Raw genomic sequence first — 18,353 nt, forward strand, 5'->3', positions numbered from 1 at the left:
AGAAAGTTCAGCCGCGATTTCGGCCATCTGGTTGACCGAAGGGTGCTCCCTTTTGTACAATGAGAAAAGTGTCTTAGAATAAGAGAATAAAGGACGGGAACCAACGATGTTTCTACGTTCACTAGTGATGTGCTGCTACCTCATGGGAGCTTATTGGGCTTCCTACCATTTCCCATCAATGAAGATGGTATTTTATCCGACGCTTGGGGCATTCAGTTTTCTTTTTATGCATCGGGTGGACCAAATTAAGGACATAGGACGTATCACGATGGGTGCCATCATTGCAGTGACAATTGGCAGTGTGATGTATGCGATTAGCCACGGTGCAATGTCATTTTTCATAACAGCTATTTTTACCATCACTCTCATTCAGTGGTTCAAATGGAACGCGGCCCCAATTCTCGCCGTTTCGTTCATTCCATATTTTGCGCATCCAGTCTCATTCTGGGCGCTGCCTGCAGCTGTCCTCGTTTCTCTCCTGGGACTGATGGGGTCGATTTGGCTCATTGGCAAGGTTGAGCAGTTGAATTGGGTTGCCAGATTGACACTGGCACTTACTCAGCTTCGTACGAAGCTGGAACCGTTAAAAAAAGAGATGTAGCTGGTCAGCAGCTAGCAATCATAAAAAAAGCGATCAGCAGGTGAATGCTGTCGCTTTTTTTTCACCACATAAGAAAGTATAAGTTTTTTCTAACAGAGAAAATTGACTTTCTTATTGGCGATAAAACCTAATATAGGGATCTTTGGTCGTAGACCAAAGTCTCTCCTCGTTAAACGCGGTCGCTCATCTTCGAAAGGCCTCGATAGAGGTTTTCTCATATGAAGGAGAATAAATATGAAACTGCACAAAGGAGAAATACTATTCCGCCAAGGTGACACGGGACCGCTGTACCAGCTTCAAAGCGGTCTGTTGAAAATTGTTCGTGCCCATGAGGACGGGAATACGACACTCGTGAATATCATAGTGCCAGGCGAAACGATTCCACATCATTCGCTCATTAGTCCAAGTCCGTACTACGGAACTGCAATTGCGCTTATCACTTGTGACATAGAAGTGCTTCCTGCTGCGAAGTGGTACGAGGAGCTGGAGCGCAGCCCGGAGCATTTCCGCGTGATTGCGCGTCAATTGCAGGATAAACTGCGCATGATGCACCAGCGTATCGATCAACTGACGGAAGTGACTCCCGCTGCCAAGTTGATGAAGATGGAAAGCTGGTTCCAACACTACCTGGGAGCCTCGAAGTTGACAGACGTGCTGACGCAGGAGGAAATCGGTCAGTTCATCGGGCTTCGCCGGGAGACAGTGAATCGTCTACTGAGGGAGAACATAAAACTGTAAAAAGTAGAAATCCAACCGCCCTTCCGTTTACAGGGTGCCCGCAGGACCAAAAAATTCATAATGGCGGTCCGAGTCGGGAACACCCCATTCACGGAGCGCTTGGTTCACTGCTTTCATAAACGGTACGGGTCCGCAGAAATAAAAGCTAGCTTCCACAGTCGGTACAACGCTTTGGATCCAAGGCAAATCGATATATCCCTTTTTATGAAAAGCTTGTTCCGCTGCATCGGCTTCTGTCGGCTGCTCATAGCACCAGGCAACAGTCACTTGCGGTTGCTGCTTGGCAAGTTCTTCCATTTCCCTGCGCAGCGCGTGATGCTGACCGTTCTGAGCCGCATGGATAAATGTAACCTGACGATTCGGCGACGTGGTTGCAAGGCTATGAAGCATGCTGACCATTGGTGTCAGCCCAACACCACCGCTGATAAGTACGACAGGCCGAGTATCCTTTTGATCCAGTGTAAAATCACCAGCTGGCGCGGACAACCAGAGCACATCGCCCTCTTGCATCTGGTTGTGCAGATAGACCGAAGCCTTGCCTGCAGGAATAGCAGGATTGTGATCCTCGCGTTTTACTGAGATCCGATAGTAAATCTCCCCGGGTGCATGCGAAAGGCTGTACTGCCGAATATGGGTATGATCTTCCCCTGGAATTTGAATTCGGATACTCACATACTGCCCTGGTTCAAATGCTGCGAGTGCGCCCCCATCTTGGGGTGCCAGATAGAAGGAAGTGATGACGTCGCTTTCTTTGTTTTTGCGTTCGACTCGGAAGGGTCTGAAATCCTTCCAACCACCGGGTTGTTGCGCAGACGTATCATACATCTCGGCTTCAATACTGATGAAAGCATCTGCTATGACCCCATAGGCTTCAGCCCAAGCTTGAAGAATTTCGTCAGTTGCTGCATCGCCAAGCACTTCTTTGATGGCTGCAAGCAAATGTTGGCCGACAATCGGATAATGCTCCGCTTTAACGCCTAGGCTGCGATGCTTATGGGCAATTTGTTTCACTGCAGGCAAAATGGCCTCGAGCCGATCAATATGGAGGGCTGCCGCATACACAGCGTTGGCTAGAGCGGTTTGCTGCCGGCCTTGTTTTTGGTTCGCATGATTGAATAGATTCAGCAGCTCGGGATGAGCTGTGAACAACCTGTCATAGAAACGTTTAGTTATCGTTACACCGTGAACTTCCAGTACGGGGACTGTCGATTTAATAACTCGGATGGTTTGCTCGGTTAACATAAAGGATCGCCTCACTTCACATAGATTAACTTGATGCCTTAAGTATAGTGAAAAGAGTGTGGAGACTGTGTGATTATAATCACAGGGAATAGCAACAATCTGTGACGTAGGCACGATGCCGAATACGCGGTATACTGGATAAAATAAACAAATACAGGAGTACATATCGATGCCTGATTGGTCTTATCACACGATATTTCGTCCGTTGTTATTTCGACTGCCGGGGCGCTTAGCCCGGAACATGACCCTACATGCAATAGGTGGATTAAGCCGTGTCCCAGGCGGAACATTCGTGATCAAAACAATGGGTCACATGGAGCTGTCGCCGATCCTCGAGGATAATCTGGCGGTGGTGCCGATTCTGTGTCCCATCGGCCTCAGCGGCACTGCGCAAAAGGCGCTGGCCCAGTTCGGGTTTGGTTTCATCGAGATCGGACCTGTGACGGTCCGAGAAGTGCATAATGACGCGCTGATCGAACGTGACGTGATGCAGGAAGCCATCGTGTACCCCGATGGCTGCGTCAACGACGGCGCGGACGCAATCGTCCAGCGCCTGCGCAAGGGCACGGGGCATCGCCTGCCGCACTTCGTGCGGCTGCGGCCGATGCCGGGCAGTTCGCCGCGCGAGGCGCTGCTTGAGCAGCAGGAGCTGCTCTCGAAGCTGGCGCCGTACGCGGCGGGGTTCTACATCGATGGCCTCGCCGAAGGCTGGCCAGCGGAAGAAGCCCTGGCGTACCTCCGCGAGGTACGCCTTATAGCACTAGCAGCGGCCCCGGGGAAGCCGCTGCTGCTCTACCTGCCGCAACCAACTCCCATCGGGATGCTGCGTGAACTCACCGACACCGCCAAGAGCTTCAGCGGTGTCGTCGTCGGCGAAGCGCTGCGCGAGCCGGGCACCCGCCGCGAACGCATAGGCGGCGGTGCGGAGGCGCTGGGGGCGCAGCTGAGCCAGGTTCGGCTGCTCCGCGAGTCGTTAGGCGAGCGGAGCACGATTGTTGCGGCCGGCGGCGTTCATCAGCCGCAGGATGCACTAGAGCTATTGGCAGCCGGAGCGAATAGCATCCAGCTGCATAGCGGGCTGGTGTACGCGGGGCCAGGGCTGCCCAAGCGTATCAACGAAGCGATCATTCATGATCGCATCAAGCAAACAGCTGAGCCCCAAACGCCTTCATTCTGGGCCAACTGGGGCTGGATGAGCCTGCTGGGTATCGGCATGATGATTGGTGGGGTACTCGCATGGTTTATTGCGTCCACAAGCGTCCTCTTGCCTTACGACGAAACTTTTCTTGGCGTGAGCCGAAGTGTCATAAATCGTTTTAATGGGCATATTATACATTTCATGTCCCACGACCGCATTACTTTAGCCGGAACGATGATTTCGATAGGGATCTTTTATTATCAACTGGCCCGTCATGGCTTGCGTTGCGGGCTTCACTGGGCGCGAACTGCGGTAGTTACTTCGTGTGCGGTGGGGTTCAGCAGCTTTTTCCTTTATCTCGGCTATGGTTATTTTGATCCTCTTCATGCCGCAGCTGCTGCCGTGTTGCTGCCAATGTTGCTGCTGACCTTACGCGGATTGAAAGATCATCCCTCTCGGAAAAAGCCAGGCGTGTTGAATGATTCTGTTTGGCTCAGAGCGCAGTGGGGGCAATGCTGCTTCGTTGTACTCGGATTTGGTTTAGCAATCGGAGGCTTGACAATATCTTTCGTCGGTATCACTACCGTGTTCGTACCGTCTGATTTAGCCTATCTCGGCCTGACAGTCCAGCAGCTTGATGCTTGGAACGATCACATCATTCCGCTCATTGCTCATGACCGAGCAGGATTCGGCGGAGCGCTCTTTTCATTAGCGGTAGCGATTACAGCCTCCGCTTTATGGGGGGTCAACCAAGGTGAGAGCTGGTTGTGGTGGACGTTTCTCTGGGGCGGTCTTCCTGGATTTACTGCCGGTCTTCTGATACATGTTCACATTGGCTATATGGACTTCATTCATTTGTTGCCTGTTTATATAGCAGTTTTGCTGTATGTGGTTGGATTGTATCTGATGTATCCGTTTTTGGTTGGCAGAGCGGGTGAGAGAGAAGCATCCATTTCACGTGTTCAAAAATATTAACATAAAGGCAGGTGGGTCGATGGAGAAACTAGCCATTATTTCAGATATCCATGGTAATTTGCCTGCATTCGAAGCGGTTATGAAGGATATTCAGCATCGGCATGTTACAGAGATCATTTGTCTAGGGGATTTAGTAGGAAAGGGACCCCATTCGGATCTTATTGTTGATCACGTGCGGGAAGTTTGCAACGCGGTCATTATGGGAAACTGGGATGATTTCATCGGAAACCCTACCGAAGATCCGATTTTACTTTGGCAGCAGGCTAGGCTTGGACGCGAACGGATGGCTTATTTGAAAGGGCTGCCTTTTTGCTATGAATTTTGGATGAGCGGGAAGTTTGTGAGGTTATTTCATGCTTCGCCAAGAAGCGTTTATGAACGTATTCAACCGTGGGACGAGATGGAAAGACGAATGTCGATGTTCGAGTCCTCTGACTTGTGCGGGGAGCCTTTGCAAGCCGACGTGGCAGGCTATGGTGATGTTCACAACGCCTATTTGCAGGTTCTTAGGGGTAAAATGCTTTTCAATACCGGAAGCGTAGGGAATCCGCTGGATTTAACACAAGCTTCCTATGTCCTTCTTGAGGGGAATTATCACAGCAAACAGCCTGCGACGTTCAATTTACAGCACGTGAGAGTGCCTTACGACATCGAACTCGCTGTACAGCAAGCGAAGGATGAGCGAATGCCGGATTCAGACGCCTATATCTTGGAATTGCGGACGGGTCAATATCGCGGGAAAAAGACGAAAGAGTAACAAAAAAAAGAGGGTGTCCCAAAAGCCATGATAGTCTTGGTGTGTAGGACACTCCAGATCGTTAGAAAAAGTGAATATTTGAATGAAAAAGGAGCTAAGCGGCTTGTACGTGCTTAGCTCCTTTATTTTTAGCGTCCATCGCTGCTTTCTTCAGCAAGTTATGGGCAAGCGAAAGCCACCCGACCTCTAGACTTACTTTGGGTAAGCCTCGAAGCAGGAATCTTTTGAATCCGCGGTTGTTCTTGATGTCACCAAACACAGGCTCTGGCTCAATCATACGCCGTACTGCTAGCGCGTAACCTTCTTCGCTACGGAGTTTGTTGCGCGCTTGGTTCTTTAATCGCAAGTAGTTCATGCTTACTTTAACTTCGCGATTACCTTGGGCTTTCGTACACTGTGGTTTCAGCGGGCAACCTTCACAGCTTGCACTCCGGTAATGGCGGTACTCGATTTCATATCCACTCTCCGTTTTCTCTTTGCTTGCTCTGCGGAAAATGAGGGGTTGTCCTGTCGCACATGTCCACGTATCTTGTTCTTCGTCATAGGTCCAGTTGTCGATTTTACTAATATCCTTTTGCCACGCTTTGTTTTTCTCACGGTGATAGGTGCTATATTTGACGATGGCTTCGACTTCATTTTGCTCTAAATAGTCGTAGTTCTCTTCGCCGCCATATCCCGCATCAGCGATGATCGTGCTCGGCAGCTTGCCTAGTTGCGATTTTACTTTTTCAAGATGAGGGATGAGGCAGCGTGTATCGGTAGGCCGTTGGTGTACGCTGTAGCCGAGGATAAATTGATTTTCAGTGCCGATCTGTACATTGTAACCCGGCTTAAGTTGGCCGTTTCGCATATGATCTTCTTTCATCCGCATGAACGTAGCATCTTTGTCGGTCTTACTGTAGCTATTCCGACTCCCTAAAATTTCTTCATGTGTTTCATACTTTTGAAGTCGAGGAAGAAGATCTTTTCGAAGTGTGCGCACGGCTTTCTTTAGCGACTTGTCCTTCGGGTTTTCCTGCAGTCTTTCTTCCAATTGTTTGACAGCGATCTCTAATTTTTCACTTGTGATCTCAGACGCTCCGCCCAGTTCGCTTAGGTCTTGGCCAACATGCATCTGCTCTTCTTGCTTCTCAGCTTCTTCGATCGTGGCAAACAGCGTCTGCACTTTCTCCTGAAGCTTGGCCTTATGCTTCACAACCGCTTTACCCCAAACAAAGGTATACCGATTGGCATTCGCTTCAATTTTAGTACCGTCAACAAAATAGTGCTCTAGTTGAACGTACTTCTCGTCGGCCAAAAATTGAAGAACCGCGGTAAATACGGTCTCCAGCAGGGCTTTCATCCGTTCAGAACGAAAACGGTTAATGGTGCGGAAGTCGGGTCGTTGTCTGCCTGCAATCCACATGAACATGACGTTTTCGCGGACAGCCTTGGCGATCTGTCGGGAGGAGTAAATACGCTGGGTGTAGGCATAAATGATCACTTTTGTTAGCATCTTAGGGTGATAGCTATCTCTTCCGCCTCCAGGGTAAGCTGCGTCGAAAATGACGTCATCCAGTTGATTCACGGCGGCGTTTACAATGCGAACGAGGTGATTTTGAGGAATATCTTCCTCCAAGTCCATTGGCAGGCAAAGTTGATCCATGGTATATTGAATGTACAAAGAAACCGTCTCCTTTTGTAAGTGGTTGGGTGGTACCTCCATTTTACCAAAGAACGGTTTCTTTTTGTTTACAAAATGAGAGGATGCCCCTCAGTCATTTTATGACTTTTGGGACACCCTCTTTTATCTTTGTTAGAAAGTTTTAGCTAATGCTTGCGCACGGCTAATCGCTTCCTCTTTAATTTGTGGAGCCTTGTCCGGTGTCTGAGCCACACCCTCAACAAAAATTCCTTGGAAATCCGTAATGCCGAAGAACGCCATGATGATACCTAAATAACGATGTCCCATTTCCATAGAGGCAGCAGGTCCTTCCGAATAAACACCGCCGCTTGCTTGGATATGCAGTGCTTTTTTATCAGGTAACAAGCCTACGGGGCCGGTTTCTGTGTACTTAAAAGTCTTGCCAGCGATACAAATAGCATCGATATAGGCTTTCATAAGCGGAGGGAAAGAAAAATTCCACATTGGTGTTACGAATACATATTTATCCGCTGCTACAAACTGATCCGTTATTTCGCCGATTCGACCTACTTTTGTTTGTTCTTCCTTGCTCAAATCTGAGAATTGTTGACCGCCTCTTAATTTTCCCCATCCACTGAACACGTCGGCATCAATGTGCGGCAATTGAATGCTGTACAAGTCCAAAGGGATAACCTCATCATTAGGATTAGCTTCCCGATAGGTATCAATAAAGGCTTTTCCTACAGCCATACTGAATGATGTTTGGTGGTCATGGGGATGTGCTGTGATGTGTAAAACAGTTGCCAATGTGATCCGCCCTTTCATTTGGTTGCGTGGTAAAGCATATATAATGTTCATTAAAAGCAAGTAAAATATACGGGGCAGAAGAAATGGGTTTATAAACGATTGCTAAATTTGTAAACCTATGTACATTGAGCCTAAGCTCCTTTTGGTATATGATGAAAGACGGTGCATTTGACTTCAATATTTGCCCTTCATATGGCTGCCAACAAATTTATATAAAGTGAGATGGATGAGATGAAACCTAATGATTTACACTATAGAATGCCAGCAGAGTGGACAACACACGAACGTACCTTTATTTCTTGGCCTGTTCAATCTTCCATGGTTTATCCGGAGGATCATGCCGTTGTATCAAAAGGTTATGCTGATTTGGCCAAGGCCATTGCTGAGTTCGAGCCAGTGACCGTGATCGTGAACCCGGTGGATGCTGAGCAAGTTAAGGCAATGTTTGATGAGACGAACGTTGATTTTCTGATCATTCCGCATAACGATGCTTGGTTCCGTGATAACGGGCCGACGTTTTTGTTAAATGAGCAGCAGGAAATCGCAGCTGTGAATTGGAAATTCAACGCGTGGGGCGGCAAATATGCGCCTTGGGATCTAGATGATAACGTGGCTCCGCAAATTTTGGAGCATCACGGTGTGAAGCGTTTTGATGCTCCGCTCGTCATGGAAGGCGGCTCCATTCATGTGGATGGAGAAGGTACGCTTTTGACAACGGAGGAATGTCTCCTGAACACGAACCGCAATCCAGACCTAAGCCGTGAACAAATCGAAGAGTATGTGAAAAACTTCGTCAACGTCGAGAAAATCATCTGGCTGAACAAAGGGCTTGACGGCGATGAAACGGACGGTCATGTCGACAATATTGCTTGCTTCGCGGCTCCAGGTAAAATCATTTTGCAGGTTTGCAACGACCCAGAGGATGCGAACTACGCGATTACACAGGAGAATCTAGAAATTCTGCGCAATGCGGCGGATGCTAAAGGACGTTCTTTTGAAATTATCCAGATCGAGCAGCCTCCTTTAACGTTTTTTGAAGAGCAGCGTCTGACGCTGAGCTATTTGAACTTTTATTTCGTAAACGGCGGCATTATTTTGCCGGTGTTCGGCGGAACGGCAGAAGAGACAGATCGTAAGGCGGAAGAAGTGCTAAGCGCAGCTTTCCCAGATCGCAGAATCCGCACAATAAACGGCATGTCCATCATCAAAGAAGGCGGCAACGTCCATTGCACGACACAACAAATGCCAGCAAGCAAGAAAGGGTGATTCCATTGAGAAATGTCACAGTAGCAGCAACGCAAATGAGCTGTTCCGATAATATAGAAGAAAACATTCGCCAAGCAGAGACCTTGGTTCGCCAAGCAGCCGCGAAGGGCGCTCAAATTATTTTGATCCAAGAGCTGTTTGAGACACCGTATTTCTGCCAAAAAGAGAAGTCCGACTATTATCATTACGCGACGGAGCTGGAGAACAACAAAGCGATCAAACACTTTCGCGAAATTGCTAAAGAGCTTCAGGTCGTACTGCCGATAAGCTTTTATGAGAAAAAGAATTATGCGCGCTACAACTCGTTAGCAGTCATCGATGCAGATGGTGAAGTGCTTGGCCTTTATCGCAAAAGTCATATCCCTGATGGTCCGGGGTATGAAGAAAAGTTCTATTTTAACCCTGGTGATACCGGGTTCAAGGTTTGGAAAACACGTTATGCCAAAATTGGCGTAGGCGTTTGTTGGGATCAATGGTACCCGGAAGCTGCAAGGGTTATGGCATTGATGGGTGCGGAGCTGCTGTTCTACCCGACCGCTATCGGCTCCGAGCCGCAGGACGGTTCGATCGATTCTAAGGATCACTGGCAAATGTGCATGCGCGGCCACGCCGCGGCGAACTTGATGCCGGTTATCGCGTCGAATCGAATCGGTAAGGAAGAAGATGAAGAATCCAGCATCAACTTCTATGGTTCGTCTTTTATCGCAGGCCCGCAGGGCAATATGATTGAGGAAGCTGGCCGCAATGAGGAAACGGTGCTTGTTGCCGAATTTGACCTCGATCAGCTGGAAGTTCAGCGTATCGAGTGGGGCATTTTCCGTGATCGCCGTCCGGATCTTTACAAGAAAATTGCTACGTATGATGGTGAGCAGGTACTGTAATAACGATGCTCATTCCGTTGTTGAAGGGGATTTTACTGGGGCTTTCGATCACTGCACCGGTCGGGCCTATCGGTATTTTAACCATGTTTGGTTTGGTAGTAATTATAGGGCTGCTCCTTGGGGAGCAGCTCTTTTTTTGACTAGATTTTATGCCAAACCGAAAGCCTGCCTCCGATTTCATTGTCGAACAAAAGCGGTGGTTGGAGCCGCTCATTTAGGGAATGCTAGCAGGGCTCGAAAGCGGCAAACGGAATTACGATGTGCTATTTATCAAATTCCAGCTTTTTTGAGCGTAAAGGGGACCTGGACACCCTATTTTGCCATTTTTGACAGAAATATTGCCTTCGGAGGTGAAATAAGGGAGTGACGTGAAGCATTTAGATAAACGTACCCTGTGAAAGCATAGGGAAACGGCAGAGAATAGCTGGCTAGCTACGAGATGCTAAGGAAAGAGAAATAGTGATTTCCTATAAAAATCAACGATTGCAAATTCTCAATACTCATTCCTAAAAATCGAAATTTACATTTCTCTATGCCTACTTTATGATCAAAAACATCACAAATAGGAATGGGGAGAAGGTACATTGACACTTTCTTTGCGTAATGAAGTAAAGTCCTCCAAGCAGCTGCTGGAGGCATTCAACAAGAAAGCTTACGGTGCAGAAAAGCTTGTCTTCGCAGGCGTTGGCGATAAGGATGTTTATAATATTGCGGCTCCTTTTATGGACGGCGGAGAAATGGTTCTTGCTGGTCGTGTGGAGTCCCGTGATTCTGAACGTTCAGAGGTTATGTTTTTCGTGAATCGCGGCGGCACATGGATACCGAGGGCAGGGACCATTACCTTTGATTTACAGGATCCTTTTTTCACGTTTATTTCCGGAGAGTTAGTTTTCGGTGGTGTCGAGGTCGTCTTTGATACGGGGAATCCTAATCAGGTCAAAACATGGCGTACCTTGTTGTTTAAGGGGAAGGATATTCAAGATTTAACTTACTTTGCCTGCGGTCCTGATCACATGAAAGATATCCGTCTTATCGAATATGCAAACGGACGAATAGGTGTATTTACACGGCCATTTGGTGTTGAAGGAGCCCGGGCTGTCATTGGTTATACAGAGCTTGAAAAGCTCGAAGATTTGAATGAAGCTGTGATCGATGCAGCTCCTGTATTCACGGATCAGTTTCAGAAGGATGAATGGGGAGGCGTGAATGAAGCACACGTGTTAAAGAACGGGCTGGCGGGTGTTCTTGGTCATATTTCTTACATGGAAGAAGGCGAGATTCGCCATTACCATGCCATGACATTTGCTTTCGATCCGAAGACTTCGGAAAGAAGTCCAATTAAGATCATCGCCACGCGTGATCAATTTCCTCAAGGACCTGCCAAGAGAATCGATCTCATCGATGTCATTTTCAGCGGAGGTCTTCATCGCTTGGAGGATGGCAAGGCAATGTTGTATGCAGGTGTAAGTGATGCAGAGGCACATAGACTGCTTATTGATGATCCATTCGTGGAATATGAAAATAGATGAATACATGGCTCCACCTGATTGGTCTTCAGGCGGGGCTTTTTGCTGATTTTTGAAATTGAGTCATCTTTTTTAAGATACATTAGTGAAGATGAATAAGTTATGATGGAGTCAAGGAGGACTACATCATGGGATTTTTAAAGCGTATTCAACATTATCGCGTATATAGAAGACTAATATTGTCCTACTTATTTTTAATAATGGTGACGATCAGCTTATTATGCACCATCTTGTATTCGATGTTCTCGACTAGAGCCGTCAAAGAAATCGATCTCTCCTCTCGGGAAATGCTCTCGCAAGTGAGCTATACGGCGAATGTCGTTTTTGAACAAGTGCAGAACATTACGAACCAACTGATGAGTGATAACCAGATCATCACCTTCATGAATGCTAATGTGGATGATAAAGTTGCAAATTACAACGCTAATCTTCTATTAACGAAGATGCAAAGCGTTTATCCTTTCTTAGCCAATATCAGTATTTATAATTTCACCAATATGGCTTATGTTGATGTCGCTTCTCTGCCTGCAGACCCGCAAATGGCGGAAAGAAGACAGACCGGTTATCTTGGTTTTTATCCTCGTAAAGTTTTAGATGGAAATGGCCATTCGCTTCAACTACTAACGTTCAAGATTATTCCTGAACCTGTCTTTTCGGGGCCGACGAAGTCAGCCATCGTACTCGATTTAAAAGAGACATATATTCAAAATACGATGAGCAGTATTAGCAGTTCGTCCAGCGATACAAGTACTTTTGTTATGGACTCAAAAGGCACGGTGATCTCTCATTCGGATTCCGAACAATTTATGAAGAATTTCTCGGAAAACGATTATGTTCAACGCATTTTATCCGATGAGGGAAGTCAGGGCAGCTTTGTTCAATCACTTGAACATCATAAATTCCTCATTACTTATGTGAAGTCAGAAACACTGGATTGGGTGTTTGTTAGTGCTCGCCCTTACGATCAATTGCTTTCGAAACTTTATGAGCTTCGTAATTTGATGCTCCTTATTGCGCTATTTCTTTTCATTACAGGAGCTTGCATATCATTAATTGTCACTGGCAACCTGTATAACCCAATCAAGGCACTAGTAGATAAGGTGACGGAAAGTGGAACTTCTGAAACCAAACCTCTTCTTCGTTTGGATGAGTACAAGCTATTATCGGAAGCATTCTCTAACTCCATACAGGTGACCAAATCAATGGAAATGACGCTGTCACGGTCTTCTGATTTACTGAAAAACGGCTATATGTACAACATGCTGAAAGGACGTTCGCAGTCATCTGGCTATACGGGGGATATTGAACAGCAGTTACTTTCTCGTATGCAAGGTCCTTATTTTGCTGTTATTCAGTTTCAAATCGATCAATACCATAGTTTTAAGAACACGTACAGCGCTCTTGACAGGGAGCTCATTCGTTTCGCCATAAGCAATATTGCACAAGAGATGATTAGCAAGATCTATCGAAATGATGAGGTTATTCTCGAGGAAAATGAAATTACGATGATTGTTCAATGGGATCAGTCTGCACCGGACGAGCAGTTATATTTCATCCTGAACGAAATCCAGGCGGCTGTTAAAGACTATTACAAGACATCTATATCGGTAAGCATTGGTGATGTGGTTTCGGCTATAGGAGACATAGAGCGCTCGTATCGATCTACGCAACGGTATATGGCATTGAAGCTGTTTTGGGGGTACGGCAGTTTGCTTGATGCGACGAGATCTATCCTTCCTGACGAACATACGCGTTACCCAGCAGCAATGGAGCGCAAGATCATCGATGCCATCAAACTTTGTCAGCCCAGGACCATTCAAAAAGAGATCGCAGAATGGACGGCCTTATTATCCCGATGTGGTTCTCCGTCACTAACTTTACAGTATGCAAGCTTTTTACATCTGGCTATAACGAGAGAATTTGAAAGTATCGTGGAATGGTGGGATGCTGATCCCAAGGAGCTATATTTGGCTATGAATGAACTTCCACAGGCAGAAACGCTGGATGAAATTCAAACCATGATGAAGCTTTTTTGCTTTCGAATTGTAGATATGATCGAAGAAAATAAAACGAGTTTGGCCGCTTTGAAGAACTCCAAGGTGATTGAAGAGGTTAAGCAGTACTTAGAGCAGCATTACCACGACCCTAATCTCTCACTGGAGATCGTATCAGATCAGGTAGGATTAACTTCAGGATACATCGGTAAAATGTTCAAAAGTATGGTGGGTACGTCTTTTAATGATCATGTTACACATATTCGCATGGAGCATGCAAAATCGCTGCTTGCAGGAACGAGCGATACCGTTGCTCAAATTGGCGAACAAGTCGGGATTTATAATGTCTCTTACTTTTCAACGGTATTTAAGAAAAAATACGGAGTTACGCCCTCCCGCTATCGAGAACAAAATCAAAAGAATGCGTAAAAATAAGGACGATTGGGGCCTCAATGGGCACTCAATCGTCTTTTTTGATAGCATTTCTTATTTTTAATAAGTCGCAACACGAATTATCGAAAGGAATACCAATACTCGAAATTTACAGCACCGCTGCAATCTCCTATGCTGAAGTCAACCCGAAAGTGAGAGGTGCTGCATGCAGACACGAACATCCTTAAAAAAAGAGAGCGTTTCCAAAGTCAAGAAGAAAACAGGAGTACTGCACGAGCTTTTCAGCAATCGGTTCTCCTACTTATTAATTGTCCCTGCCCTCCTATATGTTTTTATCTTCTCGTATGCCACTTACCCCTACCTGTTGATAGCCTTTCAACATTTTAATTATCAGAAGGGTGTGTTCCGCAGTGAGTGGGTAGGCTTCAAAAACTTTGAATTCTTCTTTAAGACCAACGATGCGCTGTTAATTACCATAAACACGGTGAAGTTAAATGTCATGTTTCTCATTGCTGGCACAGTTAGCGCCGTATTCATCGCGATCTTATTTAACGAAATAAGAAGCCGTTTGTTTCAACGATTCGCACAGACAACGATGATATTTCCGAATTTTCTTTCGTGGATTATTGTCAGTTATATGATGTACGGACTTTTTTCTACCGATTTTGGCATGATCAATCAGATGCTTACGTTCTTCGGGATGGAAACGGTGAATTGGTACACCAAAGCGGAGGCCTGGCCATGGATTCTCGTGGCTATGAAGATTTGGAAAGAAGCGGGAATGGGCTCGATCATTTACTTGGCAGCGATAACGGGAATCGATCATTCGCTTTATGAATCTGCTGAAATCGATGGGGCTACGAGGTGGGACAAAATTTGGAGGATTACAATGCCTCTCTTGGCACCGACAATTGCCATATTGACCTTATTAAACTTAGGCAAAATCTTCTATGGGGACTTCGGCATGATCTATGCCATCATCGGCGATAATGGTGTGCTCTACCCGACGACGGATGTCATTGATACGTATGTGTTTCGATCGCTTCGGCAAATTGGAGATCCTTCCAATGCAGCGGCTGTAGGCTTATTCCAATCAACAGTAGGATTACTGCTCGTTTTCATTGCGAATTGGTTTACACGCAGATATTTCAAGGAAGGGGCGCTTTATTGAGATGAAGACACTGAAACGCTTCGATCCGGCGGGGATGTTGATCTATATCGTGCTGGCGATCTATGCCCTCCTATGTATTCTGCCTATGCTTCTTACGGTGATGGTATCCATCTCGGATGAAGACAGTATTATTCGGAACGGGTATCAGCTGATACCCGAGCATTTTTCACTAGAGGCTTATCGCACTTTACTCAACAATAAGACTGTATTGCTCAAGAGCTATATGGTGACGATCACGGTAACCGTAGCCGGCAGCCTAATCGCTGTGATTATCACGGCTATGGCCGCCTATACGCTCTCCAATCCAAAAGTGAAATACCGTGCAGGACTTAATTTATACTTTTTCATTACGCTGCTTTTTAATGGCGGTTTGGTTCCATGGTATATCATGTGCAAAAAGCTAGGATTGGTAGACAATCTGTTTGCTCTTATTGTTCCTATGCTGTTATTCAATGCATTCAATATGTTTCTAGTACGCAACTTTATGGAAGCACTGCCGGGTGCGCTCAGGGAATCAGCCTATATGGACGGAGCTAATGATCTGCGAATTGCTTTTCAGATTTACTTGCCGTTATGTGTCCCTGTGTTAGCGACCATTCTTCTTTTCTATGCGCTGGCCTACTGGAATGATTGGTTCAATGCCATCATGTTAGTTGATGATAAGAGCTTATACCCTCTTCAGTACGTTTTATTTAAAATCCGGTCCAACATTGAAATGCTCAGCATGATTCCGGCAGGTGCAAGCAGTCAATATACCGCTCCTGCAGAATCCGCGAAGATGGCAACCGTAGTGATAACACTTGGCCCGATCGTGTTTTTATATCCATTTCTCCAGCGATATTTCGTTAAAGGACTTATCGTAGGTTCAGTTAAAGGTTGATATTTTCCTCGGAAGAGGTTTATATAAGATTAACTCAAAGGGAGAGGGTCACATGAAAAAGCTATCCATGGTTTCAATATCCAGTCTATTAGCAGTATCCTTTATTGCAGGCTGCGGAACAACAGATGAAAAGCCTGAAGCTTCTGCATCAACAAAACCAGAAGACAAGAGTGTCAAAGAATCAGCGAAACCGGCAGAAGTCGTCACTTTGAAATATGTTTTACCTGGTAATGAACCGAAAGAGTGGGCAGCCGTTAAAGATGCTGTTGATAAGAAACTGCAGGCTGACGGCGTGAATGTGAAAATCATCAAAGAATATATCGACTGGGGAGCCTGGGAACAGAAGCTGAACCTCAAGCTTTCAACGGGTGAAGCGTTTGATATGTTCCATGTCATGAATGACTGGATTTCTTTGGCCAATTATATTGGTCGCGGAGCTGTCAAAGATGTTGGACCCGAGGTTGCAAAATATGGGCCTGAATTAAAGAAAGCTATACCTGATTCAGTATGGAGCGGCGTACAAAAAGACGGGAAAACGTTCGGTATTCCATCCTATTGGTATGAACCTGCTGTTGACGGTTCCTTCACAGCAAATCGCATCTTATTGAATCAAGCAGGTGTCAAGGAAGTTCCTAAAACCCAGGAAGAGATGCTGGCAGCTATGGAAAAGGTAATGGCAACAGATCATGGAGCTTCCAAGCCGTACCTTCCTATTCGCGGCGGATTGCGTGATGCATCCGATGTGCTGCACCGTGCTTATGATTCGTATCCGTTTGCAGTGAAAGATAAAATTGCTTTCATTGATCAGGACGGCAAAGTGAAGAGCTGGGCAGAAACAGAGGAGTTTAAGAAGGACGCGGCATTCTTCCGTACGGCTTATCAGAAAAAACTTACGAATCCAGATATTCTCGTAATTAAGCAGGAGCAAATCGATAAGCAAATCAATAGTGGCATTTATCCGTTCTTATTCGGTACACCTAATAACATTAATGAAATGAAAAAGACGTATCCAAACATGAAAGACGAAGATTTCACCCTTCAGCGATTAAATCCTGATAAACCGCATTACAGAATGTTTAACGCGAAAAACGTAAATGCCGTAGCAGCAAACAGCAAACATCCTGAAGCTACCGTAAAGTTCTTGAATTGGTTATACACCTCACAGGAAAATTATGATTTGTTCATGTATGGCATTGAAGGCAAAACGTACAAGAAAATTGGTGAACGCGGTATTGAATACTTAAAAGATACGGATGGCAAGACAGATCTGTATAAGCAGGAAGACTGGATGATCGGGAACCTGAAGTTCATTCGTATCGATCCGAATACGTTAAGCGCTAACAAAGCATTATTCGTCGCGGATCCGAATGCGAAAACATTCTTCGCAGCAGACTTTTTCTTCGATCCAACCGCGGTGAAAGCCGAGATGTCCAATATTCAGGCTGTCTATACATCCGATGTGATGCCTATCTACGATGGTGTGCTGGATTATGACCAGAAGAGCAAGACAGCCATTGATAAGCTGAAAGCAGCTGGTATTGATAAAGTGATAGCTGAGTATCAAAAACAACTAGATGCTTATAAAGCATCCAAAAAATAATGAACTACGGTGGTCTACTCCAAGAAGAAAAACGGGAGTAGCTGCACGTCTTAGAACTAGGTCGGGGAGAAGTCGCTCTCCGGTCTAGTTCTTTTTTCTTTCAAGGACGCTTGCCAATGTCCTCACTTCTGTGACAAAATCAACATAGACTCCTGAATGAGAAGCAAGCTTGGAAACGGAGTTTCTTGGCGTTGGGGTGAGCACACTAACGGCATAACATATATGAGTATCATAAAGGGATGCTTGATCTCTGTTATATATGGGTTATATATAAATAAATGATTGGAGTGATCGTTCGATGGACTCTTCCAAATATCAGAAATATTTCTCTACCGACGACTTCTGGCTGAAGCTGAAAAAGGGCGCCAAAAAGGCAGGCAGCAAAGTCATTTACAGCGGACTGCTGCTCTTCTACGCCGTTGAAAGTCCGAAAACACCGCTTAGAGCAAAAGTTCAAATCTATGGCGCACTGGGTTATCTTATTTTGCCGCTGGATATCCTGCCAGATTTGCTGCCGATTGTTGGATATGTAGATGATTTAAGTGCTTTGGGGTTAGCGCTGGCATCTGTCGCAAGGAGTATCGATGACGATGTGAAGCGCAAAGCGAAGAACAAGCTGAGGGATTTTCTTGGTGATGATGTGATGAACAGCAAGGATATTATCGATATCGATGGGCAGCTTGTAGAGCAGAAAGAGAAGGATCCACAGAGTGACGAGCAAGGAGTAAAATAGGAGGATACGTCTGACTATTCGAGGGCC

At 46.0% G+C, this 18,353-nt stretch carries 15 protein-coding genes; 12 read left to right on the top strand and 3 right to left on the bottom strand.

Going from position 1 to position 18,353, the window contains the following annotated elements:
- The first annotated feature begins 106 nt into the window (after positions 1-106).
- Both QFZ78_RS25030 and QFZ78_RS25035 read left to right on the top strand, forming a co-directional pair.
- A complete protein-coding gene (locus QFZ78_RS25030) occupies positions 107-601 on the top strand; it encodes a hypothetical protein (RefSeq protein ID WP_307551555.1) in 495 nt (164 codons plus the stop codon).
- Positions 602-835: 234 nt separating this feature from the next.
- Complete coding sequence (locus tag QFZ78_RS25035; protein WP_307551556.1) at positions 836-1,339, top strand: Crp/Fnr family transcriptional regulator; 504 nt, start codon at positions 836-838, stop codon at positions 1,337-1,339.
- Between the two features lie 27 nt (positions 1,340-1,366).
- Here the strand turns inward: QFZ78_RS25035 and hmpA are convergent, their stop codons facing one another.
- The gene (gene hmpA / locus QFZ78_RS25040; protein WP_307551557.1) at positions 1,367-2,581 is read right to left on the bottom strand and encodes an NO-inducible flavohemoprotein; all 1,215 of its coding nucleotides are present in this window, start codon (positions 2,579-2,581) and stop codon (positions 1,367-1,369) included.
- Positions 2,582-2,873: 292 nt separating this feature from the next.
- Here hmpA and QFZ78_RS25045 point away from each other — a divergent pair, with 292 nt between their 5' ends.
- Positions 2,874-4,694 (top strand): beta/alpha barrel domain-containing protein, encoded by a 1,821-nt coding sequence (locus QFZ78_RS25045; protein ID WP_307551559.1) that lies wholly within the window; start codon positions 2,874-2,876, stop codon positions 4,692-4,694.
- A 19-nt stretch (positions 4,695-4,713) separates the two neighbouring features.
- On the top strand, positions 4,714-5,451 hold the full coding sequence (locus tag QFZ78_RS25050) for a metallophosphoesterase family protein (protein ID WP_307551561.1): 738 nt from the start codon (positions 4,714-4,716) through the stop codon (positions 5,449-5,451).
- Between the two features lie 94 nt (positions 5,452-5,545).
- Here QFZ78_RS25050 and QFZ78_RS25055 read toward each other — a convergent pair whose 3' ends face one another.
- Together QFZ78_RS25055 and QFZ78_RS25060 are read right to left on the bottom strand one after the other, a co-directional pair.
- A complete protein-coding gene (locus QFZ78_RS25055) occupies positions 5,546-7,114 on the bottom strand; it encodes an IS1182 family transposase (RefSeq protein ID WP_307551562.1) in 1,569 nt (522 codons plus the stop codon).
- A 132-nt stretch (positions 7,115-7,246) separates the two neighbouring features.
- Positions 7,247-7,882 carry an FMN-dependent NADH-azoreductase gene (locus QFZ78_RS25060; protein WP_307551563.1) on the bottom strand — a complete coding sequence of 212 codons (636 nt, stop codon included), beginning with the start codon at positions 7,880-7,882 and terminating at the stop codon, positions 7,247-7,249.
- A gap of 231 nt (positions 7,883-8,113) precedes the next feature.
- Here QFZ78_RS25060 and QFZ78_RS25065 point away from each other — a divergent pair, with 231 nt between their 5' ends.
- The 8 genes from QFZ78_RS25065 (at position 8,114) to QFZ78_RS25100 (ending at position 18,326) form a co-directional block, all read left to right on the top strand.
- Entirely contained in the window at positions 8,114-9,148 is a 1,035-nt protein-coding gene (locus tag QFZ78_RS25065) for an agmatine deiminase family protein (RefSeq protein ID WP_307551565.1), read from the top strand.
- Positions 9,149-9,153: 5 nt separating this feature from the next.
- The gene (gene aguB / locus QFZ78_RS25070) at positions 9,154-10,029 is read left to right on the top strand and encodes an N-carbamoylputrescine amidase (protein ID WP_307551568.1); all 876 of its coding nucleotides are present in this window, start codon (positions 9,154-9,156) and stop codon (positions 10,027-10,029) included.
- Positions 10,030-10,613: 584 nt separating this feature from the next.
- Positions 10,614-11,558, top strand: coding sequence for a DUF1861 family protein (locus tag QFZ78_RS25075; protein ID WP_307551570.1), 945 nt, complete (start codon positions 10,614-10,616; stop codon positions 11,556-11,558).
- A gap of 125 nt (positions 11,559-11,683) precedes the next feature.
- Complete coding sequence (locus tag QFZ78_RS25080; RefSeq protein WP_307551571.1) at positions 11,684-13,978, top strand: helix-turn-helix domain-containing protein; 2,295 nt, start codon at positions 11,684-11,686, stop codon at positions 13,976-13,978.
- Between the two features lie 169 nt (positions 13,979-14,147).
- Entirely contained in the window at positions 14,148-15,113 is a 966-nt protein-coding gene (locus QFZ78_RS25085; protein ID WP_307551572.1) for an ABC transporter permease, read from the top strand.
- A gap of 1 nt (position 15,114) precedes the next feature.
- On the top strand, positions 15,115-15,993 hold the full coding sequence (locus tag QFZ78_RS25090; protein WP_307551573.1) for a carbohydrate ABC transporter permease: 879 nt from the start codon (positions 15,115-15,117) through the stop codon (positions 15,991-15,993).
- Positions 15,994-16,045: 52 nt separating this feature from the next.
- Positions 16,046-17,593 (top strand): extracellular solute-binding protein, encoded by a 1,548-nt coding sequence (locus QFZ78_RS25095; RefSeq protein ID WP_307551574.1) that lies wholly within the window; start codon positions 16,046-16,048, stop codon positions 17,591-17,593.
- Positions 17,594-17,891: 298 nt separating this feature from the next.
- A complete protein-coding gene (locus tag QFZ78_RS25100) occupies positions 17,892-18,326 on the top strand; it encodes a YkvA family protein (RefSeq protein WP_307551577.1) in 435 nt (144 codons plus the stop codon).
- The last annotated feature ends 27 nt before the right edge of the window (positions 18,327-18,353 follow it).

Origin of the sequence: Paenibacillus sp. V4I5 (genome assembly GCF_030817255.1) — a bacterium.
Classification (GTDB): Bacteria; Bacillota; Bacilli; order Paenibacillales; family NBRC-103111; genus Paenibacillus_E.